The 21,829-nt window shown below is 72.3% G+C and carries 20 protein-coding genes and 1 tRNA gene; 14 read left to right on the top strand and 7 right to left on the bottom strand.

Annotated features, from left to right (window positions below; genetic code table 11):
* Position 1: 1 nt before the first annotated feature.
* Positions 2–1,216: a hypothetical protein gene (locus SM611_RS16070; protein WP_371950342.1), complete on the bottom strand. Its 1,215-nt coding sequence runs from the start codon at positions 1,214–1,216 to the stop codon at positions 2–4.
* Between the two features lie 380 nt (positions 1,217–1,596).
* Here SM611_RS16070 and SM611_RS16065 point away from each other — a divergent pair, with 380 nt between their 5' ends.
* The 4 genes from SM611_RS16065 to SM611_RS16050 all read left to right on the top strand — a co-directional run bounded on the left by SM611_RS16065 (position 1,597) and on the right by SM611_RS16050 (position 7,845).
* On the top strand, positions 1,597–3,000 hold the full coding sequence (locus tag SM611_RS16065) for a hemolysin family protein (protein ID WP_371950341.1): 1,404 nt from the start codon (positions 1,597–1,599) through the stop codon (positions 2,998–3,000).
* Complete coding sequence (locus SM611_RS16060) at positions 2,997–4,013, top strand: hemolysin family protein (RefSeq protein WP_371950340.1); 1,017 nt, start codon at positions 2,997–2,999, stop codon at positions 4,011–4,013. The genes SM611_RS16065 and SM611_RS16060 overlap by 4 nt, the downstream gene beginning before the upstream one ends.
* Before the next feature lie 74 nt (positions 4,014–4,087).
* On the top strand, positions 4,088–5,119 hold the full coding sequence (locus SM611_RS16055) for a cation diffusion facilitator family transporter (RefSeq protein WP_371950339.1): 1,032 nt from the start codon (positions 4,088–4,090) through the stop codon (positions 5,117–5,119).
* Positions 5,120–5,199: 80 nt separating this feature from the next.
* Positions 5,200–7,845, top strand: a complete 2,646-nt coding sequence (locus SM611_RS16050; RefSeq protein ID WP_371950338.1) for a hypothetical protein — start codon at positions 5,200–5,202, stop codon at positions 7,843–7,845.
* A 6-nt stretch (positions 7,846–7,851) separates the two neighbouring features.
* On the opposite strand, the gene SM611_RS16045 is transcribed toward SM611_RS16050, so the two are convergent.
* Both SM611_RS16045 and SM611_RS16040 read right to left on the bottom strand, forming a co-directional pair.
* The gene (locus tag SM611_RS16045) at positions 7,852–8,235 is read right to left on the bottom strand and encodes a phage holin family protein (protein ID WP_371950337.1); all 384 of its coding nucleotides are present in this window, start codon (positions 8,233–8,235) and stop codon (positions 7,852–7,854) included.
* A gap of 82 nt (positions 8,236–8,317) precedes the next feature.
* The gene (locus SM611_RS16040; RefSeq protein ID WP_371950336.1) at positions 8,318–8,785 is read right to left on the bottom strand and encodes a hypothetical protein; all 468 of its coding nucleotides are present in this window, start codon (positions 8,783–8,785) and stop codon (positions 8,318–8,320) included.
* 187 nt (positions 8,786–8,972) lie between these two features.
* Here SM611_RS16040 and SM611_RS16035 point away from each other — a divergent pair, with 187 nt between their 5' ends.
* The 9 genes from SM611_RS16035 (at position 8,973) to SM611_RS15995 (ending at position 18,219) form a co-directional block, all read left to right on the top strand.
* Positions 8,973–9,632, top strand: a complete 660-nt coding sequence (locus SM611_RS16035; protein ID WP_371950335.1) for an HAD family hydrolase — start codon at positions 8,973–8,975, stop codon at positions 9,630–9,632.
* A 44-nt stretch (positions 9,633–9,676) separates the two neighbouring features.
* Entirely contained in the window at positions 9,677–11,515 is a 1,839-nt protein-coding gene (gene recQ, locus SM611_RS16030) for a DNA helicase RecQ (RefSeq protein WP_371950334.1), read from the top strand.
* Positions 11,516–11,808: 293 nt separating this feature from the next.
* Positions 11,809–12,279, top strand: coding sequence for a hypothetical protein (locus SM611_RS16025; protein ID WP_371950333.1), 471 nt, complete (start codon positions 11,809–11,811; stop codon positions 12,277–12,279).
* Between the two features lie 74 nt (positions 12,280–12,353).
* On the top strand, positions 12,354–13,037 hold the full coding sequence (locus SM611_RS16020; protein ID WP_371950332.1) for a response regulator transcription factor: 684 nt from the start codon (positions 12,354–12,356) through the stop codon (positions 13,035–13,037).
* Entirely contained in the window at positions 13,034–14,380 is a 1,347-nt protein-coding gene (locus tag SM611_RS16015) for a sensor histidine kinase (RefSeq protein WP_371950331.1), read from the top strand. The genes SM611_RS16020 and SM611_RS16015 overlap by 4 nt, the downstream gene beginning before the upstream one ends.
* A gap of 109 nt (positions 14,381–14,489) precedes the next feature.
* Positions 14,490–15,467, top strand: a complete 978-nt coding sequence (locus SM611_RS16010; protein ID WP_371950330.1) for an alpha/beta fold hydrolase — start codon at positions 14,490–14,492, stop codon at positions 15,465–15,467.
* A complete protein-coding gene (locus SM611_RS16005; RefSeq protein WP_371950329.1) occupies positions 15,464–16,315 on the top strand; it encodes an SDR family NAD(P)-dependent oxidoreductase in 852 nt (283 codons plus the stop codon). The genes SM611_RS16010 and SM611_RS16005 overlap by 4 nt, the downstream gene beginning before the upstream one ends.
* Positions 16,316–16,758: 443 nt before the next feature.
* On the top strand, positions 16,759–17,394 hold the full coding sequence (locus tag SM611_RS16000; protein WP_371950328.1) for an acetate uptake transporter: 636 nt from the start codon (positions 16,759–16,761) through the stop codon (positions 17,392–17,394).
* A gap of 120 nt (positions 17,395–17,514) precedes the next feature.
* On the top strand, positions 17,515–18,219 hold the full coding sequence (locus SM611_RS15995; RefSeq protein ID WP_371950327.1) for a DsbA family oxidoreductase: 705 nt from the start codon (positions 17,515–17,517) through the stop codon (positions 18,217–18,219).
* Between the two features lie 4 nt (positions 18,220–18,223).
* On the opposite strand, the gene SM611_RS15990 is transcribed toward SM611_RS15995, so the two are convergent.
* From SM611_RS15990 to SM611_RS15975, 4 genes are all read right to left on the bottom strand, one after another.
* Entirely contained in the window at positions 18,224–19,069 is an 846-nt protein-coding gene (locus tag SM611_RS15990; RefSeq protein ID WP_371950326.1) for a hypothetical protein, read from the bottom strand.
* 353 nt (positions 19,070–19,422) lie between these two features.
* Positions 19,423–19,818 carry a hypothetical protein gene (locus SM611_RS15985; protein WP_371950325.1) on the bottom strand — a complete coding sequence of 132 codons (396 nt, stop codon included), beginning with the start codon at positions 19,816–19,818 and terminating at the stop codon, positions 19,423–19,425.
* Positions 19,819–20,363: 545 nt separating this feature from the next.
* Entirely contained in the window at positions 20,364–20,711 is a 348-nt protein-coding gene (locus SM611_RS15980; RefSeq protein ID WP_371950324.1) for an EthD family reductase, read from the bottom strand.
* A gap of 367 nt (positions 20,712–21,078) precedes the next feature.
* Positions 21,079–21,151: transfer RNA gene (locus SM611_RS15975), tRNA-Arg, on the bottom strand.
* A 189-nt stretch (positions 21,152–21,340) separates the two neighbouring features.
* Here SM611_RS15975 and SM611_RS15970 point away from each other — a divergent pair.
* Positions 21,341–21,772 (top strand): hypothetical protein, encoded by a 432-nt coding sequence (locus SM611_RS15970; protein WP_371950323.1) that lies wholly within the window; start codon positions 21,341–21,343, stop codon positions 21,770–21,772.
* Positions 21,773–21,829 lie beyond the last annotated feature (57 nt).

Genomic DNA, 21,829 nt, shown 5'->3' with positions numbered 1-21,829 from the left:
TTCATCGCCGCGTCCCCGTCTCGCTCTCGCTGGCCCTGATCGCCCGCTGGAACTCCGCCACGATCGTCGTCGCGCGGCGCAGGTCGCACGGGGCCGTCCACAGCACTTCGCGGGCCTCGCCGTACAGCTCGGTGACCCGTTCGTCCTCGGCCAGCCCGAGGCGCGCCGCCTTCGCCCGGTACGCCTCCAGCCGTCCGCGCAGCTCACCGCGCCGGTCCAGCAGGCCGGCACTGAGACGCAGATCGCCGCGCGCCCGTTCCAGCGCCTCGTCGGCGGCCCGCTCCAGCTCGGCGAAGCGGCCCGCCATCTCGACCCAGCGGCCCGCCTCGCGGAGCCGTTCCAGTGCGGCGAGCCGGTCGCGGAGCGCGATGCCGAGGCCGGCCGACGGCTCCGGCAGGTTCGGCGACTGGATCTTGGCGAGCGCGGTCGTGTAGGCGTCGAGGGCGCGCCGCTCGGTGTCCTCGGTCTCCTCGATGACGGCGGTGACGCGGGCGACGAGCTCGGCGTACTCGTCCCGCATGCGGGCGACGCCGGCGAGCTCGTCGCCGAGCGCGGTCAGGGCGGCGTGGACGCGGTCGAGGCGCCCGGTGTCCGGTCGCCCGTCGCGGACGAACGACAGCGGGTCGGTGCGGACGAGCCGGCCGAGCGCGGTCAGCTCGCGTCCGACCCGGTCGATCTCGGGGTGGCGGGTGCCGTCCAGCGTGTGCGCGAGCCGGGCCGTCGTCCGCCAGCTCTCCTCCGCGGCCTCCAGCGGTGCCAGCAGCGCCGTCCAGGCGGCGTCGGCGGCGGCGACCTCGCCGGCGACGAACTCGTAGGCGTCCGACATCATCGCGACGGCCTCGTCCAGGGTGATCCGCTGCTCCTGGGGGCCGAGCAGCGTGCGGTGCTCCAGCGGGATCTCCCCGTCGGGCAGTTCCACCGCGTCCCCCGACAGCAGCGCGGACAGCTCCGTCAGCGTCTCCGCGTCCGGGCGGGGCGACCGGTCGCGCAGCTCGCACGCCTCTTCCAGGACGCTCTGGTAGGCGTCGAAGATCCGCCACAGCGTCGCCAGCCGGGACTGCGCGTCCTCCCAGCGCCGCCATGTCTGGCCGGTGAGCCGGGCGTCCTTCAGCAGCCTCAGCCCGGGGTGCCGTTCGAGGTCGACGAGCGCCGTGGAGACGCGCCGGCGCTCGTCCCGGAGCTCGCGCAGGGCATGGTCGACTCCCTCACGGCTCATGGGCGCGGCGGCCCCGGCCCCGCTCTGGTCCAACGTCTGCCCCGCGATCGGTTCTCCGGTCCCCCTGAGCTTGTCCTCGGCGGTGCCGGTCTGGGAGCACGGACCGGTCCACTATCGGACGTTCGCTCGCATACAAGTGTGATCCGTGACACTAACCCAGACAAGGTGCTTTCGCCCACGCCCGCGGCGTGTGAAATGCCCCGCGAAAACCGCCGCGCGGGGGGACGCGGGCACCCCCGGATCTCGAGGCGGAGGGCCTGCGGCCCGTACCCTGTGCGCCGGGAACGTCGTTGTCCCGAGTGACGTTACGACAGGTAGTTCGTCTACGAGAGGAGTGGTGAGTCCGCAGTGTCGGACCCCAGTCATAGACCCGGTGCCGCATGGTGAGCGCGGCACTGGGAGTGCTCGCGGTGATCCTTCTCACCGCCGCCACCGGATACTTCGTCGCCCAGGAGTTCGCCTACGTCGCCGTCGACCGCGCGGCCCTGGAGCAGGCCGCCGAGCGCGGCGACACGTCCGCGCGGCGGGCCCTCAAGGTGATCAGCCGGGTGTCGTTCATGCTGTCGGGCGCGCAGCTCGGCATCACGATGACGACGCTGGTCGTCGGCTTCATCGCCAAGCCCGCCCTCGCCGAGCTGATCCAGCCGCTGCTGGAGGTGCTGGGCGTCCCGGAGGGGGCCACGGGCGCGATCGCCCTCGCGACGGGCTTCGTCCTGGCGACCCTCATCCAGATGCTCCTGGGCGAGCTGTTCCCCAAGAACCTCGCACTCGCGCGGGCGGAGTCGCTCGCGCGCGCTCTGGCCGCGTCCACGCTCGTGTACCTGACGGTCGCGGGGCCGCTGATCCGGCTGTTCGACCGTGCGGCCGAGCGCCTGCTGCGCGCCGTGGGCGTCGAGCCCGTCGAGGAGCTGCACAGCGGGGCGACGCTGGAGGAGCTGGGCGACATCATCGGCAAGTCGCACAGCGCCGGGCACCTGCCCGCCGACCTGTCCGGCCTGCTCGACCGCGCCCTGTCGTTCGGCGACCTGACGGCGGACGAGGTCATGGTGCCGCGCCCGCAGGTCCGGACGCTGCCGTCGACCGCGACCGTCGCCGACCTCGTGGCGCTGATCCGCGAGACCGGGCACACCTCCTACCCGGTCTACGGGACGGAGGTCGACGACGTGGTCGGCGTCGCGGGCGTCCGCGAGGTCGCCGACGACGCGCTCGACCCGGCCACCCCGATCGGCGGCATCGCCCGGCCGGCGCTGCTCGTCCCCGGCAGCCAGCCGCTCTACGGGGTCGTCGAGCACATGCGCGACTCCCGCCAGGAGTTCGCCTGCGTCGTGGACGAGTACGGCGGCCTCGCCGGCATCCTCACCTTCGAGGACGTCGCCGAGGAGCTCGTCGGCGAGATCACCGACGAGACCGACGGCCTGGAGGACGCCCCGACGTCCGGCCCGGACGGGTCCTGGCTCGTCGACGCCGGCATGCGCATCGACGAGGTCGGCCGCCTCACCGGGCTCGACCTGCCGGAGGGCGACGCCTACGACACCCTCGGCGGGCTCGTCATGGCGGAGCTGCGCCGGCTGCCGTCCGCGGGCGACCGCCTCACCGTCGGCCTCGACCCCGACGCCGGTTCCGGTTCCGGTTCCGGTTCCGACGTCGGCGCCGTCGAGCTGGAGGTCGTGAGCGTGGCGCGCCGCGTCGCCGAGAAGATCCTGATCAGGGCGGTCGTGCCGGCGCCGCGCCCGTCGTCGTCCCCGTCGGCGGCCTCGCCGCCGTCGTCGGTGGAGGTTTCGTGAACCCGCTTACGTCGCTGCTGATCACCGTCCTGCTGCTGATCGGGAACGGCTTCTTCGTCGCGGCCGAGTTCGCGCTGGTCGCGGCCAACCGCTCGCAGCTGGAGCGCGCCGCCGCCAAGGGCAGCAGGCCCGCCGTCGCCGCCCTCGCGGGCGTCCGGGAGCTGTCGCTGATGCTGGCCGGCGCGCAGTTCGGCATCACGATGTGCTCGCTGGGCCTCGCGATCGTCACCGAGCCCGCGTTCGAGCACTTCCTGGAGCCGCCGCTGCACGCGCTCGGCGTCCCCGAGGCGGGTGTCAAGGCCATCGCGCTCGGCACCGCGCTCGCCGTCGTCACGTTCCTGCACATGGTCGTCGGGGAGATGGCGCCGAAGTCGTGGGCGATCACGCATCCGGAGCGGTCGGCGCTGATCCTGGCGCTGCCGTTCCGCGCGTTCGCGAAGGTGTCGCGGCCGATCCTGTCGGCGCTGAACGCGACGACGAACGCGCTGCTGCGGCTCATCCGCGTCACCCCGAAGGACGAGCTGGACAGCCACACCGACCCGGCCCGGCTCAGCCACCTGGTCGGCGAGTCGCGCCGCCTCGGCCTCATCGGGCGGCACGACCACGAACTGCTCCGCCGCGCCATCTCCGCGCGGGAGGCCACCGTCGGACGCCTCGTCGTGCCCGCCACGTCCGTCACCACGATCGGCGCGGACGCGACCGCCGCGCAGATCCGCCGGACGGCGACCGCCAGCGGGCACAACCGGCTGCTCGTCCGGTCCGGGGACGGGGCGATGACCGGCATCGTGCACGTCCGGGCCGCGATCACCGAGCCGGACGGCGCGCGGCGCGCGGACGAGCTGGCGCACCCGGCGCCCGTCCTGACGGCGGAGACGACCGTCCTGGACGCGGTCAGCCGCATGCGCCGGGGCCGCGCCCAGCTCGCCGTGGTCAACGACGCGCGGGGCGAGTTCGCGGGCATCGTCACGCTGGACGACCTCCTGGCGGAGCTTCTGGCGACGAACCCGCACTGACGAAGGCCGCGTACCTGCGACGACGGCGCAGTTGTCGAGATGCTGCAACGGGATTCGTGGTTCATCGTGGACCCATGGACGGACACGGGCACGGCCACGGACAGGGTCATGGCCACGGCCACGGGCATCAGCATGGGCGTGGGCGTCTGCGGCACGTCCTGCGGCCGCACTCCCACGAGGCCGCCGACAAGGTGGATCCGGAGCTGGAGGCGAGCGCCCAGGGCATGCGCGCCCTGTGGATCTCGCTCGCCGGCCTGGGCGCGACCACCGTCCTCCAAGCGGTGGTGGTCGCGTTCACCGGCTCCGTGGCGCTCTTTGGCGACACCCTCCACAACGCGGCCGACGCGCTCACCGCCGTCCCGCTGGGGATCGCGTTCGTTCTCGGCAGGCGTCCGCCCACGCGCCGCTACACCTACGGCTACGGGCGCGCCGAAGACCTGGCCGGCGTCGTCATCGTGCTGGCGATCGCCGCGTCCTGCGCCGTCGCGGGATACGCGGCCGTCGAGCGCCTGGCCCATCCACAGCCTGTGGACCATCTCTCCGCCGTGGCGGGTGCCGCCCTCGTCGGCTTCCTGGGCAACGAACTCGTGGCCCGCTACCGCATCCGGGTGGGCCGTCGCATCGGGTCGGCGGCCCTCGTCGCCGATGGGCTCCACGCCCGCACGGACGGCTTCGCCTCTCTGGCGGTCCTGCTGGGCGCGGCCGGCATCGCCCTGGGCGCGCCTTGGGCGGACCCGGTCGTGGGCCTGCTCATCACCGCCGCGATCTCGGTCGTCCTCTGGCAGACCGCCCGCGAGGTCTGGCGCCGCCTGATGGACGCCGTGGACCCCGCCCTCGTCGACCGCGCCGAAACGGCGCTCGCCTCGACACCGGGCGTACTGGCGGTCGGCGACGTCCGCCTCCGCTGGATCGGCCACAGCCTGCGCGCCGAATGCGACGTCGTCGTGGACCCGGCGTGCACGCTCGTCCGGGCGCACCAGGTGGCGGTGGACGCGGAGCACAGCCTCCTGCACGCGCTGCCGCGCCTGTCCGGCGCTCTCGTCCACCCCGATCCCGAGGCCCGCGACGGTGAAGATCATCACGCGGTCCTGGCCAGCCACCGCTGATCCCCGACCTGTGAGACGTTAGTCCCCGGCAGAAGGGGAAGAAACGGCCCCGGACGGTCGATCTGGGACGGGATGACGTCGTGAAGCAGCCGGCAGAGACCAACGAGCCTGACGAGCAGCCCTCGGGAGAGGCTCCCGCCGACCTCCCGACGGCCGAGTACGCGTCGTCCGGCGCCGCCGCGGAACCCGCCGACGAGACGCAGCCGGACCAGACCGAGCTCGACGCCGGCGGCGGGGAGTCCACGCCGGCGCTGGGGGCGGACGAGGTCGGCTGGGGCGGCCCCGAGCTGGTCGAGAGCGTCTACGCGCCGCTGAGCGAGTTCTACGAGCGGATCGACGCGCGACTCCGGGAGGTCCCCGAGGACGTTCCGCCGGTCGGGTGGGCACCGCACGTGGCGGCATTGCGGGCGTTGCGGGACGGACGGGTCACGGGCGACTGGGAGGTCCTGGCCCGGTTCCTGGTGGCGCCCCTGTCACTGGACGCGGAGTCCCCGCTGGACGCGGAGTCCCTGCGGCTGGTCCACGTGGAGGAGGGCGGCGAGGCCGCCGCCGTCCGCGACGTGATCAAGGAGCTCACGGCGTCCGATGCGCGGGCCCTGCTCGTCGCGCCCACGCCGGAGCAGGCCGCCGGGCTGCTGCGGAGCCTGGAGGACGATCCCGAGGTCTTCTCCCTGCTGATCGAGACGCGTCCGGAGACGGCGGAGGCCCGGTCGGTGCGGACGCAGGCGCTGCCACCCGTCGAGGACGAGGCGCCCGCCGGGGAAGAAACGGCGATGCCGCCGCCGGTGCGGGAGCCCGGCTCCCACGGGACGGTCGAGTTCAAGCCGTTGACCGGGGACGAGAGCCCGTCCGCCATGACGCGGGCCGAGCCGATCCCGGCACTGCCGCCCGATTTCGACGAGGACGAAAGCCCGTCCGCCGTCACGCGAGCGGAGCCGATCCCGGCGCTTCCGCCCGAACTCGACGAGGACGAGAGCGCCTCCACGGTGACGCGGGCGGAGCCGATCCCGGCTCTGCCGCCCGAACCGGGAACGCCCGAAAGCGAGGAGCTGCCGGAGGTCACCCGGCCCGCGGCCCCGGAGGAGGGGGCGTCGGCGCCGGAGACGCGGGTGCGGTCGGCGGCGCTGCGGCCGGTCGGGGAGGCGTGGCGGCAGGCGTGGGACACGGAGGTGCGGCTGCTGCGGCGCGGGCTGCTGTCGCTGGAGCAGTGGCCGCGGGACGCGGCGGCGCTCCAGGCCGTCCAGGCGGAGAACCTGCGGCGCGCCGAGCACTTCGAGGCCGAGCAGACGGCGCTGCGCAACGGCATCCAGGAGGCCCGGACGACGGTGGCCGCCGCCGAGCAGGCCGCCGCGGAGGCCGAGGCCGAGGCGGAGCGGCTCGCCTCCGTCCAGGCGGAGGCGGAGGCCGAGCTGGTGGAGCCGCGCGCGGAGGCCGACCGGCTCCAGGCGGAGGCCGACCGGGCGGCGGACGAGGCGACCGCGCAGACGCGGACGGCCGACGCGTCCTACGCGCGCTGCGCGCAGCTGGACGAGCGGGCGAAGACGGCCCAGTCGGAGCTGCAGGGCGCGCGGGAGGCGGAGGCGTCCCTCACCGAGGAGCTGGCGCGGGCCCAGGAGGCGCTGCCCGCCGCGGCGGAGGAGGCGCACCGGCTGACGGCGGCCGACGCGGACGCCGCCGCCGAAGGGCACGCCGCCTACTACCGGCTGGTGTCGGCGGAGTCGGCGCTGTCGGCGGTCCGCCGGAAGATGACGCTGGGGCAGAAGCTGCACGTGGCGTCGCCGCCGTCCGAGCTGGGAAGCCTGCGGGCCGAGGTCAAGGCCCGCACCAGGGACGCGGACGAGGCCGCCAAGCGCGCGCGGGAGGCCAAGGACGCGGCGGAGCACGCCGAGCGGGTGCGCCGCGGGCTGGCGTCGTTCGTGTCCGAGGGCGGGGCGCGGCTGCGGCAGGCGCAGGAGGCCCAGGAGCGCCTCGGCACCGAGCTGACCTGGCTCGCGGCCGAGCGGGAGAAGGCCGGAGCCGAGCACCGGGAGCACGCGCGGCGGGCCTCGGAGGCCGTGCGGAGCGCGACCGAGGCGGGCCGGCGGGCGCGGGAGGCGCACCAGGTGGCGCAGGAGATCGAGGACCGGGTGACCGCCGCCCGGACGTCCGGTGAGCAGGCCCGTGCGGTCTCGGCCCGGGCCCGGACGGACGCCGGGACCGCGGCGGCGCGGGCGGCGGACATGGCGGCCACGCTGGACCGGCGCACGGCGGAGGCGGCCGAGGAGATGTCGGTCCGCGAGGCCGATCTGGAGGCGGCCGCGCAGGCGGAGGCCCGGACGCGGGCGAACGTCGCGGAGATCTGCGGCGCCGATCCCGCCGAGGACCCGGAGGTCGTCCCCGCGCACCAGCGGCGCGCGATGGCCCGGATCGAGCAGCTCACCGGCTATCTGGAGGGCGGGCGGGCGGTGGAGGGCGAGGTCCTGCTCCGCACCGCCGACGTCGTCGTCGGGACGCCGCTCGGCATCGCCCTCACCGCCCCCGGCCAGGAGTTCGACGCGCTGATCGTCGCGGACGCGGGGGCGCTGACGGACGCCGAGTTCCTCATCGGGGCCGTCCGGACGCACCGCTGGGTACTGGTCGGCGCGCCCGGATCGCGTCCGCCGGAGTACCGCGAGTACGCCGGCGCGCCGCCCGGACGGCTGGACGTCGGCCCCTTCGAGCGCGCCACGCTCGCGGCGGAGGGGTAGTCGGGGTTAGTCGTCGTCGTCATCGTCCGGGATGAAGAGGTGCAGCAGCCACCCGACGACGCCGACGACGATCGCGCCCCAGAACGCGGGCCAGAAGCCGTCGACCTCGAACGGGAGGTCGAACCGCTGCGCGACCTCGCTCGTCAGCCACAGCAGCAGGGCGTTCACGACGAGGCCGATCAGCCCCAGCGTCAGGACGTAGAAGGCGCAGCCGAGCGTCTTGATGATCGGCTTGAGGACGGCGTTGACCAGGCCGAAGATGACGGCGACCGCGACCAGCGTGAGGACGCGCCGGCCGGTCGTCTGATCGCCGAGCGAGATGCCGGTGACGAGGGCCGTCGCGGCCCACAGGGCGACCGCGGTGATGCCCACTTTAAGAAGAATCCGCACATCACGATCATCGCGGGTCGAAACGGTGCCCGGCATCCCTCTCGATGACGATCCCGGCGGGAGCGGCGGTCATCACCGGGTACTAGTCGTTGCGCTCGAAGAAGGGGGAGCTGGACGGGATGCGCGGGCCGCCCCCCGCGACGCGGACGCCCTGCACGGGGGCGGCGGGCTGGGACTGGGGCTGCGGGGCCCCGCGTCCCTGCCGTCCGGAGCCCTGGCGGGCGGCGCCCTGCCGGACGCGGGCGAGCTCGCGCTCCAGGCGGCGCTTCTCCATCTCCAGCGTGCTGAGCGACTCCTCCCGCTCCTCGCGCAGGTCGCGCAGGTCGCGGCGGTTGCGGATGCGGCGGCCGACGCCCGTGAAGACGAGCGACATGCCCACGACGAAGACGATGGCCACGGCGGCGCCGGCCAGGAACACCTGCCATTCGTTGCTGACGCCCGGCACGGACTGGCCGAAGACGACGAGGTGGGCGGCATCGGTGCTGTCGAGGACGACACCGGCACCGACGGCGATGGCGGCGGCGACCAGGATAAGACCGAGGAACACCATGGGCGGATCTCCTCTGCGGTGACTCCGGACGGGGAACGGAGGATGACCACGATGCCAGACCGAAACTGGATCATGTCGCTTTCGCGGCATAAATCCGGTAGGTCCGCCCGGGGGTGGACGCATGGTTCCGGCGCGGGCGCGCGGGGTAATGGATCGGACATCGCACCAAGATCCTCTGGAGGGGCCCATGTCCGTGCAGGCCATCGTGTTCGACCTGGACGGGGTCCTGATCGACTCGGAGCCGGTCTGGGAGGAGGTGCGGCGCGCCTACGTCGCCGACCACGGCGGGCGCTGGCTGCCCGACACCCAGGAGCGGCTCATGGGCATGAGCACCGAGGAGTGGGCCCGCTACATCGCCACCGACCTCGTCGACGGAGTCACCGCGGAGGACGTCGCCTACGAGGTCATCGACCGGATGTCGCAGCGGTACGCCGACGGGCTCCCGCTGCTGCCGGGCGCCGAGGACGCCGTCCGCAGGATGGCGGAGTACCGCCCGCTGGGCCTGGCCAGCTCGTCCCCGCGCGCCCTCATCGACCTGGTCCTCGGGAAGCTCGGCGTTGAGGGCCTGTTCCGCACGACCGTCTCCACCGAGGAGGTCGAGAACGGCAAGCCCGCGCCGGACGGGTACCTCGTCGTCGCCGCGCAGATGGACGTCCGGCCCGGGGACTGCGTCGCCATCGAGGACTCCAGCAACGGGCTGCGCTCGGCGGACGCCGCCGGGATGACGGTGATCGCGATCCCGCGTCCGGCCCACCCGGCGGCGCCCGACGCCCTGGCGCTCGCCGGGCACGTCGCGGCCGACCTCAGCGAGGTGACGCCGGACCTGGTGGAGGCCGTCCACAGGTGAGCGTTCGGGGGACGGGTGTCGGCGGCGGTTCATAGTATGGGCCGATGACTTCCCCCGAGACCCCGGAGACGCTCGACGCCCTGCGGCGCGTGTTCGGCTACGACGCGTTCCGGGACGGCCAGCGGGAGATCATCGAGCATGTGGTCGCCGGCGGGGACGCGCTCGTCCTGATGCCGACCGGGGGCGGGAAGTCGCTGTGCTACCAGATCCCGGCGCTGGTCCGGAAGGGCACCGGCATCGTGATCTCGCCGCTCATCGCCCTCATGCAGGACCAGGTCGACGCGCTGCACGCACTCGGCGTCCAGGCCGGCTTCCTCAACTCCACCCAGGACCTCGACGAGCGCAAGGTGGTCGAGGCCCAGTTCGTCGCGGGCGAGCTCGACCTGCTGTACCTGGCGCCCGAGCGGCTCCGCCTCGGCGCGACCGTCGACCTCCTCGACCGCGGCGACATCTCCCTGTTCGCGATCGACGAGGCGCACTGCGTGTCGCAGTGGGGGCACGACTTCCGGCCCGACTACCTGACGCTGTCCGGCCTGCACGAACGCTGGCCGGACGTCCCGCGCATCGCCCTCACCGCCACCGCGACCGAGGCGACCCGGGGCGAGATCGCGTCCCGCCTCCGGCTCGAACCCGGCCCGCGGACGCGCCACTTCGTCGCGAGCTTCGACCGTCCCAACATCCAGTACCGGATCGAGCCGAAGACCGACGCGAAACGCCAGCTGCTCCGCCTCCTCCAGACCGAGCACGAGGGCGACGCGGGCATCGTCTACTGCCTGTCCCGCAACTCCGTCGAGAAGCACGCGGCGTTCCTGACCGAGAACGGCATCGAGGCCGTCCCGTACCACGCGGGCCTGGACGCGGCGACGCGCGCCGCGAACCAGGCGCGCTTCCTCCGCGAGGACGGCCTCGTCATCGTCGCGACCATCGCGTTCGGCATGGGCATCGACAAGCCCGACGTCCGCTTCGTCGCCCACCTCGACCTGCCCAAGTCCGTCGAGGGCTACTACCAGGAGACCGGCCGCGCCGGACGCGACGGCCTCCCGTCCACCGCCTGGCTCGCCTACGGCCTGCAGGACGTCGTCAACCTCCGCAAGATGATCGACGGCGGCGAGGGCGACGCCGCGCACCGCCGCCGCCAGAGCCTGCACCTCGACTCCATGCTCGCCCTCTGCGAGACCGTCGAATGCCGCCGCGCCCAGCTCCTCGACTACTTCGGGCAGTCAGGCGAGCCGTGCGGCAACTGCGACACGTGCCTGACCCCGCCCGAGACGTGGGACGCGACCGTCGCCGCCCAGAAGGTCCTGTCGGTGATCGTCCGGCTCGACCGCGAGCGCCGCCAGAAGTTCGGCGCCGGGCACATCATCGACATCCTGCTCGGCAAGAAGAGCGCCAAGGTCATCCAGTTCGACCACGACTCCCTGAAGCCCTTCGGCGTGGGCACCGAACTGCGCGAGTCCGAGTGGCGCGGCGTCGTCCGCCAGCTCCTCGCCCAGGGACTCATCGCCGTCGAGAGCAACCACGGCACGCTGCTCCAGACCGAGACGAGCGGCTCCGTCCTGCGCGGCGAGCGCAAGGTGATGATGCGCCGCGAACCCGAACGCGCCGCCGCGAAAGCGGCCAAGACCGCCAAGGCGGCCAAGGCCCCGATCGACCTGCCGCCCGAGGCGATGCCCGTCTTCGAACGCCTCCGCGCCTGGCGCGCGGCGACCGCCAAGGAGCAGGGCGTCCCCGCCTACGTCATCTTCCACGACGCGACCCTCCGCGAGATCGCCACCGCCCTCCCGACGACGCTCACCGAACTGGGCCGCGTGAACGGCGTGGGCGAGAACAAACTCGCCAAGTACGGCGACCAGGTCCTGGAAACCCTCGCCGCCAACGGCTGACCCCACCCCAGCCTCACTCGACGTGGGCGCCCGGGTTACAGCGTGCCCCGCTGGGCATTGCGGGCCCGCACCCGCTCGGCCTCGCCACGGCCGCCTTCTACGGCGCCCTCACCGAACCGGCCCTCTCCGTCGCGGACGCGGAAGACCCGTCCCGTGCCCGCGAGCAGGCCCTCGACCTGGTCATATCCCTCCTCGCGGCCCTGCGCTGACCCACCCGGCGCGGAAGGAACTCTCAGGGTTCTCTCAGGAAGCCGGTTGGAGTTCTGCCAGGCGTCTGCGATTGCATGAGCATCATGCGAACCAATCGCAAGACCATCGCGACCGGAGCCGGCGCCGCCGGCCTTCTCGGGCTCGGCCTGTACCTGGCCGTCCCCGCGTTCGCCGCCGACCCCAGCCCGTCCGCCCCCGCCCCCGCCGCGTCCGCGCATCCCGGCCACCCCGGGAAGGGGCACGGGCATCCGTTCCGGCGGGCACGCGCCTCCCACGGCATCCACGGCGAAGCCACCGTCCAGCGCAAGGACGGCTTCCACATCGCCGCCTGGCAGCGCGGCAAGATCACGGCGGTGTCGTCCACGGGGCTGACCGTCCGCAGCGCCGACGGCGTCTCCTGGACGTGGACGGCCGGTGACGACGTCCGCGTCCGCAAGGACGGCGAGAAGTCCGCCCTGAAGAACCTGGCCGACGGCGACCAGGTGCTCGTGGTGGGCGAACGCTCCGGCGACACCCGCACCGCCCGCCTGATCCGCGTCCCCAAGCGCCGTTAGCGCTCCGGCGCGGCGCCCGCGGCCGGCCGCGGGCGGTACCTTCGGCGGGGAGCACGGTCAGCGGGAAGGGGCCGATGAGCGAGAGCCGGCGGGTGCTCGTCGTGGACGACGAGGCCAACATCCGCGACCTCATCGAGGTCGCGCTGCGCTTCCACGGCTTCACCACCGCCACCGCGGCCACCGGCGAGGACGCCCTGCGCGCCGCCCGCGCGGAGCGGCCCGACCTCGTCCTGCTCGACGTCATGCTCCCCGGCATGGACGGCTTCGAGGTGTGCCGGCGGCTCCGCGCGAACGGCGACCAGGTCCCGGTGATCTTCCTGACGGCGAAGGACACGCCGTCGGACACCGTCACGGGCCTCACGCTCGGCGGGGACGACTACGTCACCAAGCCGTTCTCGATCGAGGCGCTGGTCGCACGGGTGCGGGCCGTCCTGCGCAGGGCGGCCCCGCCCCCGTCCTCGCCGGACACCGTCCTGCGCGTCGCCGACCTCGAACTGGACGAGGCGCACTGGACGGTCCGGCGCGGCGGCGTCGACGTCGACCTGTCGCCGACCGAGTTCCGCCTGCTCGCCTACCTGATGCGCAACGCGGGCATCGTCCTGTCCCGGGCCCAGCTGCTGGACGGCGTGTGGGGCTGGGACCACGGCAACCCGCAGGTCGTCGAGACCTACATCAGCTACCTGCGCCGCAAGCTGGACCCGCTCGGCGCGCCGCTCATCCACACCCGGCGCGGCGTCGGCTACGCGCTGCGGCCATGACGCTCAACGCCCGGCTCCTCGCCGGCCTGCTCGCGGTCACCACCGCCGGGCTGGTCGTCATGGGGCTGGTCAGCGCGCTCGTCCTGAACGGGTACCTGATGCACCGGGTGGACGAGCAGCTCCAGGCCAGCCGCGACCGCGCCGTGGCCCGGCTGCTGCGCTCCGGCCTCCCGGACCAGGGGATCGCCCCGGCCCAGTTCGTGGTGCTGGCCGTCGGGCAGGCGGGACGGGTGCGCGTCCTCAGCGGCGACGCCCCGGCCCCCGAGCGGGCCGTCGCCGCCGTCGAGAGGCTCGGCCCGGACGAGCTGGCCGCCCGCGCGCGCAGCCTCGAACCGTTCTCGCTGCCCGGGCTGCGCGCCGTGGCCCGTCCCTGGCGGAACGGGATCGTCGTCGTCGCGGCCCCGCTCGCGGAGATCCACTCGGCGGTGCGGAACCTGGTGCTGTCCGAGGTCGCCACGGCGGCGCTGCTGCTCGCCGTGCTGGTCGTGCTCGGACGGCGGCTGATCGGCCGCGGCCTGCTGCCGCTGAACCGGATGGCCGCCACCGCGCACGCGATCACCGTCGGCGGCGACCTGCGCGCCCGCATGCCCGACGCCGGGGAGCGCACCGAGACCGCCCGGCTCGCCACCGCCATCAACGTGATGCTGGAGCGGATCGAACAGGCGTTCTGGGCGCGGAGCAGGTCCGAGGCCCGCGTCCGCGAGTTCGCCGCGGACGCGTCCCACGAGCTGCGGACGCCGCTCACCACGATCCAGGGCTATGCGGAGCTCTACCGGCACGGCGCCCTCGGCCCGGACGAGCTGCCCGACGCGATGCGCCGCATCGAGGGCGAGGCCCGCCGCATGAACGACCTGGTCACCGACCTTCTGGAGCTGGCCCGCCTGGACCGGGACGCGTCCCTTCAGCCCGTCCCGACCGACCTGGCCGTCCTCGCGCGGGACGCCGTTGCGGACGCGACCGCCGCCGCGCCCGACCGTCCCGTGAGGCTGGACGCACCAGAGACGCTCATCGTGAACGTCGACGAGGCGCGCATGCGCCAGGTCTTCGCGAACCTGCTGGCCAACGTCCGCGCCCACACACCGCCCGGGACGCCCGCGACCGTCCGCGTGGCTCCGGGGCTGATCGAGGTGGCGGACGAGGGGCCGGGCATGTCGCCGGAGAACGCCGCCCGCGCCTTCGAACGCTTCCACCGCGGCGGGACGGGCACGGGCGGGACCGGCCTCGGCCTCCCGATCGCCGCCGCCATCGCCGCGGCCCACGGGGGCCGCGCCGAGCTCCGCTCCGAGCCGGGCACCGGCACGACCGTCCGCATCACGCTGCCCATGGCCGACGGGCCGCACTGAGCGAGCCTCCCGGGGTGCCTCCCACTCAGCGGGACAGTGCGGTGCCGTGGGCGGCGCCGTCCTGCACAGTCGGTCGGACATGGTCCCGTAGCCCCTGAGGAACCGCAGCATGGCCGGTTGGAGTCATCGGTACGCGAAGATCAACGGCCTCGACGTCCACTACGTGGAGGAGGGGACCGGACCGCTCGTCGTCCTCCTGCACGGCTTCCCGCACACCTGGTTCAGCTGGCGGCACCAGATCGGGCCGATCGCGGACGCCGGGTTCCGGGTCGTGGCGCCCGACATGCGCGGTATGGGGCAGACGAGCGGGCCGCCGGACCACCGCGAGTACGGTCCGGACCGCATCGTCGCCGACCTGACCGGCCTCCTCGACCACCTCGGCGCGGAAAAGGCCGTCTTCAGCGGACTGGACTTCGGCCTGTTCGCCGCCTACGACCTCGCCTACCACCGGCCCGAGCGCATCGCGGCGATCATCGGGCTGGAGAACCCGTTCATCACGCCGTCCGACGCGTCACCGCTGTCGCTCGCCGCCCGGCAGGCCAGAAGGCATTTCAACCACATCCACTACTTCGTCGCGTCCGGCACCGCCGACCGCGACCTCGACGCGGCGCCCCGCGAGTTCCTGCGCAAGCTGTTCTACGCGCTGTCCAGCGACTACCACTACCTCGACGTCTGGCGGCGGCCCGCGGGAACGTCCTACATCGACGCCCTGCCGGACGCGCCGCCGCTCCCGTGGACGTGGCTGACCGAGACGGAACTGGAGTTCTACGTCGCCGACTACAGCCGCAGCGGCTTCACCGGCGGGCTGAACTGGTATCGGGCCATGGACGTTTCCTGGGAGTACCGGAAGTCGTACGCGGGCCGGAAGAACCCCGTCCCGTTCTACTTCATCGGCAGCGAGCAGGACACCGATCTGGAGGGCTGGCACGGCGACGATCCGCTGAACCGCCTCGGCGACCACTACGAGGACCTGCGCGCGGTCCGAATGATCAAGCAGGCCGGACACATGATGCAGATGGAGAAATCCGCCGAGACCACCGCGGCGATGCTGGAATTCCTTGCCGCGGGGAGGAGCGAATGGGTGTGACCGAGAACCGCGTGGCGGTCGTCACCGGCGCCAGCCGCGGCGCCGGAAAGGGAATCGCGCTCGCCCTCGGCGAGACCGGGGCGACGGTCTACGTGACCGGACGCACGCGCACCGAGTCCGAGCTCCCGGGCACGGTCTTCGCCACGGCGCAGGAGATCACCGACCGCGGCGGCACCGGCGTCCCGGTGATCTGCGACCATTCCGACGACGCCCAGGTCGAGGCGCTTTTCAAGCAGGTGGAGCGGGAGTCCGGGGCGCTGGACATCCTCGTCAACAACGCCTTCACGATCCCCGACGGACTCGCCGCGAAGGGCCCCTTCTGGGAGAAGCCGCTGGCCCTCCAGAGCATGTTCGACGTCGGGATGCGCTCGGCGTACGTGGCGAGCTACTACGCCGCCCCGCTGCTGATCAGGAGTGACGCCGGGCTCGTCGTCAACACCTCGTCCTTCGGCGGACGCTGCTACATGCACGGGCCCGCCTACGGCGCGGGAAAGGCCGCCGTCGACAAGATGGCCCACGACATGGCCGTCGACTTCAAGCCGCACAACGTCGCCGCCATCTCCCTCTGGATGGGCCTGCTGAAGACCGAGCGGAACAGGGCGCTCTTCGAGGGCGCCCCCGGCCGCTACCAGTCGTTCGCGGCCGGGGCCGAGTCACCGGAGTTCAGCGGACGGGTGATCGCCGCCCTCGCCCGCCACCCCGACCGCATGCGCTGGACCGGGCGGGTGCTCATCGGCGCCGAACTCGGCGAGGAGCTGGGCGTCACCGACATCGACGGTTCCCGGCCGCGCTCGCACCGCGCCATGCTGGGCGACACGCCGACCTACAGCGACGCCGTGGTCGACTGAACGACCGCTGTCCAGGCCGTCCGATAAACGCCTCACAACCGGTGACCCCGCCGGGCCTTCGCCATGCCTTGTCGATGATTCCCGCTGATCAGTTCAAGGCACGCCCGGCGCGGCAAAGGCGGGTTCGCCGGTCGGCAATGCGCCACCACGGAAGCGAAAGCGGCGCGCCATATCGAACGGCATATTCTGGCCGCGGCCTCTCCAATTCAATGTTGACGACACGACTTTGTGGCGATACATCGGAAATATCCCGCGAACAGCGGCCTGACCGGGACGGCCCGGCGGAGTTATCATCCGAAACGGGGACCGTTGCCAATTAGCGGCCTCCGCATTTCAGGACGCATCTGACGCCGTCCGAATCGCGCCCGATGCCTGCGTCCATCCCTGCCCTGCCTGCCCGAGACCGAGCGAGACACGGCGATGGGCTCCACCGAGGAGGCACCATGACCCACGGCGAGCAAGAGTCCACCCCGCGGCCACCGTCCGCGATCGCCGACCCCGCCCCGCTGGGGTTCGCGGCTTTCGCCCTGACCTTGTTCCTGCTGTCCGCCAAGAACGCCGGCTGGACCGACGGCACCGACGCCTGGCTCGGCTACGCCCTCGCCTACGGCGGAGTCATCCTGGTCCTCGCCGGCATGTGGGAGTTCCGCAACCGGAACGTGTTCGGCTGCACGGCCTTCTCGTCGTACGGCGGCTTCTGGCTCGGCCTCGGCCTGTACGTCGTCCTCGTCGCGCGCGGGGCCACCCCCGCCCAGGAGGCCGACGACCTCGGCTGGATCCTGCTGGCCTTCGCGATCTTCAACACCTACCTGATGCTGTGGGCCACGCAGGTCAACCAGGCCGTCCTCGCGGTGTTCGTCGCCCTGGAGGCGACGGAGATCATCCTCTTCATCGGGCAGTTCGCCGAGAGCGAGAACACCATCAAGATCGGCGGCTACATCGGCGTCCTCACCGCCGTCTGCTCCTGGTACGCGTCCGCGGCCGGCCTCATCAACGGCATGACGGGCCGGACGTTCCTCGGCGTCGGCCGCCCCATGTTCCAGCACCTCGTCGGCGGCCCCGGCGCCCAAGCCCGCTGACCTCGCACTCCCCGACGCCCCCGCCGCCGCGGGGGCGTCGCCCTTCCCGGCCCGCGGCGCGAAACAGATCGGGCCCAACGCGCGTTGCATGCGGATGACACCGAAGAGAAGGGTGCCCCCGTGCGCGTGGAAATCTGGTCCGACGTCATCTGCCCCTGGTGCTACATCGGAAAGCGGCAGTTCGAGAACGCACTGCAGAACTTCGAGCACCGCGACCAGGTAGAGGTCGTGCACCGCTCCTTCCAGCTCGACCCGTCCTTCCCTCAGGGTGAGACCGTCGACGTGGCCGACATGCTCTCCGACAAGTACGGCATGCCACGCGAACGCGCAGTACAAATGAACCGCCAGATGGAGGAGCGCGCCGCCGGGGTCGGCCTCGAATACCACCTGGAAGGCGGCCGGGCGGGCAACACCGCGGACGCCCACCGCCTCGTCCACCTGGCGGCGAAACACGACCTCCAGGACGGCATGGTCGAGGCCCTCTACAAGGCCCACTTCACCGACCGCCGCTCGGTCTTCGACCACGACTCCCTTGTGAAGATCGCCGAAGGGGCCGGCCTGGACGCCGCCGACGCCCGCGCGACCCTCACGTCCACCACGTTCGCCGCCGACGTCGAAGCCGACCAGCGCGAGGCCCGCGACCTCGGCGCGACCGGCGTCCCCTTCTTCGTCATCGACCGCCGCTACGGCATCTCAGGCGCCCAGCCCCCCGAAGCCTTCACCGAGGCCCTGACCCGCGCCTGGACCGACGCCCACCCGGCCCTCACCACCCTCGGCGCCGACGCGGAAACCTGCACCGACGAAGCCTGCACCCCGGGCCACTGACCCATCACGCACTCGCCGGCCCGAGCAGGAAGCGGTCGACCTCGCCGAGCGTCCGCGGCTGCTCGGGCGTCACCCGCAGGACGTCGCGACGGTAGTTGCGTATCTCCAGCACGCTCCCGGGGTCCGCCTCCGCCGCGAGCCGCAGCCCCCGCTCCACCATCGCCCGCGGGTACACCTTGAACGTCTTCTCCCGCACCGACGCACGTCCGCCGATCTCCCCGAAGCCGTCCGCCCGCCGGAGGTCGAACCTCAGGTCGATGACGGGGAACGGCTCCCGGTCCCAGGTGGTGGACGGCATCGAGCCCCGCCCCCGGATCCGCGCCTCGACGAACGTCTCGCCGTCCTCGTCCCCGATCTCGCAGTCGCGGATCGGGAAGACCGTGCCGAGCCGGCCCTCGTAATTCACGGCCGTCAGCGAGGGGCCGCAGAACAGCACATGGTCGAACGGGCCGATCGGCGCGGGCAGCGGCACCTTGCGATGAGACCGGCCGTCGAACGCCAGCCCGACGCGCGGCCGGACGAAGTCCAGGAAGGCCGACACCATCGCCTCGTCATGACCGGGCTTCTTCACCACCAGCGACAACCCCCGGCCCGCGTCCGCCCCGAGGATGCAGTACTCGTAGAACGGCCCCGGCCCCGCCTCGAAGTCGTGGAACCGCACGACGACACCCGCATGCCCGGCGACCGGCTCATACGCATCGCCGTACCTGACCAGATCAAGCAGCCGGACGCCCGCCTCGACCCGCGGCGCCTTCGTCTCGGACCCGACCTCGACGTACCCGGCCCGCTCCTTCTCCCTGATCTTCCTCGCGAAGTGCCGAACCGCATGCGCCTCGTCGTCGAGCGTCATACTCGCCCCCCGCATGACGCCACCGGCCACACCCCACCCCATTCGGCAGCGAATACCGTCCAGAGTGATCTGCCAGCACCGGACGACGCCCCCGTCACCCTTCTCGAAATACCGCGTCTCCGCCACCCACGCCTCCCCAGCACCCAAAACGCGCATAATCCCACGCACCCCCGACACCCGCACGCCGCTCAAGACCGACACGCACGCCGCCCCCCGCAGAGGCAGACCAACCTCTTCACCAAGCGATTAGAGGACGCCGCCCAGAGGACGGAAGCGCCCCCAAAACACGGCCGCACAGCTTGGGGTAGCGGCGGGAGCCGGACGGCCTCCCGTCGAAGGCCGCCCCGGTGCGATCAGCCCAGCGTCGAGAGCAGGGACGGGGGGAAGACCGCGAAGAAGATCACGCAGGCGACGCCGCCGTAGACGTAGACGGGCTTCGGCGGGAGGTCGGAGGCCAGGAGGAGATCCTTGGGGTGCTTGGGGTCGTAGACGATGGGCTCCCAGCCTCCCTCCAGGACGCGCCCGGGTTCGTAGCGGGTCGTGATGCGGGTGCCGTCGGCGGTGGTGAAGGTCAGGTCGTACTTCCGTACGATCCCGCGCCGCCAGAAGGAGATCCGCTCGTGTTTCCTGCCGACCTCGGCACGGGTGCGCACTCCGTGGCGGTCCAGGTGGCGTTCCTTGAGGTAGTCCGGCAGGACGACGATCAGGAAGATCACGCCGGTGAACCGTTCGACGATGGCCCAGACCATACCCACTCCCGATCATTCCGAGGTGTTGTGGAGTGTGCCAGCGAAAGGCTCATCGAGGCCACCGAGCGGCTTGGGGACGGCATCACGTGGACACCGTCTCGTCCCTCATGACGTCACTGATCAAGCGTCACAACGAGCCCGAGGACAGGCACGACCCCGGCCAAGGCGCCGCCACATGCTCGGCTTCAGGACCTGCGCCACTTCCACTGCCCAAGCGGGCGCTCCGGTACATGTGGCGGCTGCTCGGCTCGGACGGGCCCGTTCAACACGGTCCAAGATCATTCATGATCGTGGCTCCCAGCGTGGTTCGTCACTACGGCCGTCACGGCTCGGCACTCCACGGCGCTACTGGCATGAGCGTGAGGCAATCCCGTGCTTCACGGCGCGTGCCTTCCCATAGCGGCATCGCCGTGATCGCCGCGTCGGACCATGCTTCGGGGTTGTCGCTGAGGTCTGGACGTCAGGGTGAGGCGCCCCCCGGGCAGGGTGAAACGCGGCCGCCGCCCGCCTCGTCGAGGACGATGGGGCGGCGGCGGGCTCGCGGGTCAGCCGAGGGTCTCGCGCACCTCGCCGGAGAACATGGTCCTGGATGCGACCTCGTACTTCTCCGAGTCTTCTGCGGCCGCGGCCATCTCCGGGCTGCCCAGCGCCGCCGCGAGGGCGTCGCCGTCCTCGAACCACAGCTCGGCGACGAGGTAGGGCGCGTCGGCTCCGAGCGCCTGCGGACGCGACAGGGTGAACGACTTCAGCCCGGGCAGGGCGTGCACGAGCGGGACGTGGGTGCTCTCGTAACGCTCGTCGAACGCCGCCGGGTCGGCGGGAGAGAAGTACTGGACGGTGAGGCGGTGCATGCGGTCCTCCAGGGTGGATGCGTCCGGCCAGGTCCGGGCCACCTCACCGTAGCCCGCGGCCTCTCCCTCAGGGGAGGCCAGCCCCGGCTGCCCGCCTCGAGCCGACGGGTAGCCGGGGCTCTCAGACCGCCGCTAACGAGATCGACATGCCCTGCCAAGGCTGCGAATACTTCTCACCCGCTGGCTTACCTCACTGGGCCATCGTTGACTCGATATATGTACTTCGAGCCGTTTCCGGAGCGGATTGATGTAGCACACACGAAGGTGCCCTCGGAGGACACGGGTCGCGCTCAAGCGGCCCGGTGACCAGGCCAACGAGGGCGTGGAACCGGCCGCGTAGCTGTACTCGCCGCTGTACCCGTCAGCAGAACGGCCCCTTACGATGATCGCAAGAGGCCTCTGAACTGGGTGCACCCGAAGGGATTCGAACCCCTAACCTTCTGATCCGTAGTCAGATGCTCTATCCGTTGAGCTACGGGTGCTTGCAGGAGCCAACTGTACCGGCTCCATGGACCTGTCCGCGAATCGGTTGACGGATGCGAGGTCACGGATCTGTGACTTGAGTCACGGAACCCCCTGTCCTGGTGATACGCCAAAGGGGTGATCGAGACGGGGTGGCGCGGGGCGTCCCCGTACCCGTCCGAAGCCCAACCCCCTGAAGGAGAACCCCCATGCGCATGTCCGCCACCACGCTGGTCGGCGTTGTCGCCGTCGGTGGCTTGATGCTCGGCTCCACGGGCTGTGGCGCGGTCGACGCCATCGCCGGCGGGAAGAAGAAGACCGCCTGCAAGAACATCGAGACGGAGCTGCGGAGCTTCTCCACCGGTGGCATGTCGATGGCGTCGCCGAGCGGCGCGTCCCAGACGGCCCAGAAGTTCACGGACACGGCCGCCAAGGTCCGGTCCGAGGGGCAGAGCGCCGGCGGCGACGTCGAGAGCGCCGCGACCGCGTTCGCGGGCGACCTCGACCAGACGGCCGAGATGCTGCGGAAGCTGAGCTCCGGCAACACCTCGTCCCTTGGACGGCCCGACACCGCCGCCATGCAGCAGCACGGCAACGACCTGGCGAAGGCCTGCGGGTTCAACGGGTTCCGCCTGGGATGACGTCGGCGATCGCTCCCGCGGCCCCGGGAGCGACACGTCCGCAGTCGTTTCGCACTA

The organism is Actinomadura monticuli (assembly GCF_041463655.1).
GTDB classification, from domain to species: domain Bacteria; phylum Actinomycetota; class Actinomycetes; order Streptosporangiales; family Streptosporangiaceae; genus Spirillospora; species Spirillospora monticuli.
Note: the sequence above shows the minus strand (reverse complement) of the source record. Positions and strands in the feature narration are given on the sequence as shown.

Coding starts and splice junctions, on each gene's coding strand:
- SM611_RS16070 (WP_371950342.1), bottom strand. CDS start 1,216: ATGAGCCGTGAGGGAGTCGACCATGCCCTGCGCGAGCTCCGGGACGAG.
- SM611_RS16065 (WP_371950341.1), top strand. CDS start 1,597: ATGGTGAGCGCGGCACTGGGAGTGCTCGCGGTGATCCTTCTCACCGCC.
- SM611_RS16055 (WP_371950339.1), top strand. CDS start 4,088: ATGGACGGACACGGGCACGGCCACGGACAGGGTCATGGCCACGGCCAC.
- SM611_RS16040 (WP_371950336.1), bottom strand. CDS start 8,785: ATGGTGTTCCTCGGTCTTATCCTGGTCGCCGCCGCCATCGCCGTCGGT.
- SM611_RS16035 (WP_371950335.1), top strand. CDS start 8,973: ATGTCCGTGCAGGCCATCGTGTTCGACCTGGACGGGGTCCTGATCGAC.
- recQ (WP_371950334.1), top strand. CDS start 9,677: ATGACTTCCCCCGAGACCCCGGAGACGCTCGACGCCCTGCGGCGCGTG.
- SM611_RS16025 (WP_371950333.1), top strand. CDS start 11,809: ATGCGAACCAATCGCAAGACCATCGCGACCGGAGCCGGCGCCGCCGGC.
- SM611_RS16020 (WP_371950332.1), top strand. CDS start 12,354: ATGAGCGAGAGCCGGCGGGTGCTCGTCGTGGACGACGAGGCCAACATC.
- SM611_RS16015 (WP_371950331.1), top strand. CDS start 13,034: ATGACGCTCAACGCCCGGCTCCTCGCCGGCCTGCTCGCGGTCACCACC.
- SM611_RS16010 (WP_371950330.1), top strand. CDS start 14,490: ATGGCCGGTTGGAGTCATCGGTACGCGAAGATCAACGGCCTCGACGTC.
- SM611_RS16000 (WP_371950328.1), top strand. CDS start 16,759: ATGACCCACGGCGAGCAAGAGTCCACCCCGCGGCCACCGTCCGCGATC.
- SM611_RS15990 (WP_371950326.1), bottom strand. CDS start 19,069: ATGACGCTCGACGACGAGGCGCATGCGGTTCGGCACTTCGCGAGGAAG.
- SM611_RS15985 (WP_371950325.1), bottom strand. CDS start 19,818: ATGGTCTGGGCCATCGTCGAACGGTTCACCGGCGTGATCTTCCTGATC.
- SM611_RS15970 (WP_371950323.1), top strand. CDS start 21,341: ATGCGCATGTCCGCCACCACGCTGGTCGGCGTTGTCGCCGTCGGTGGC.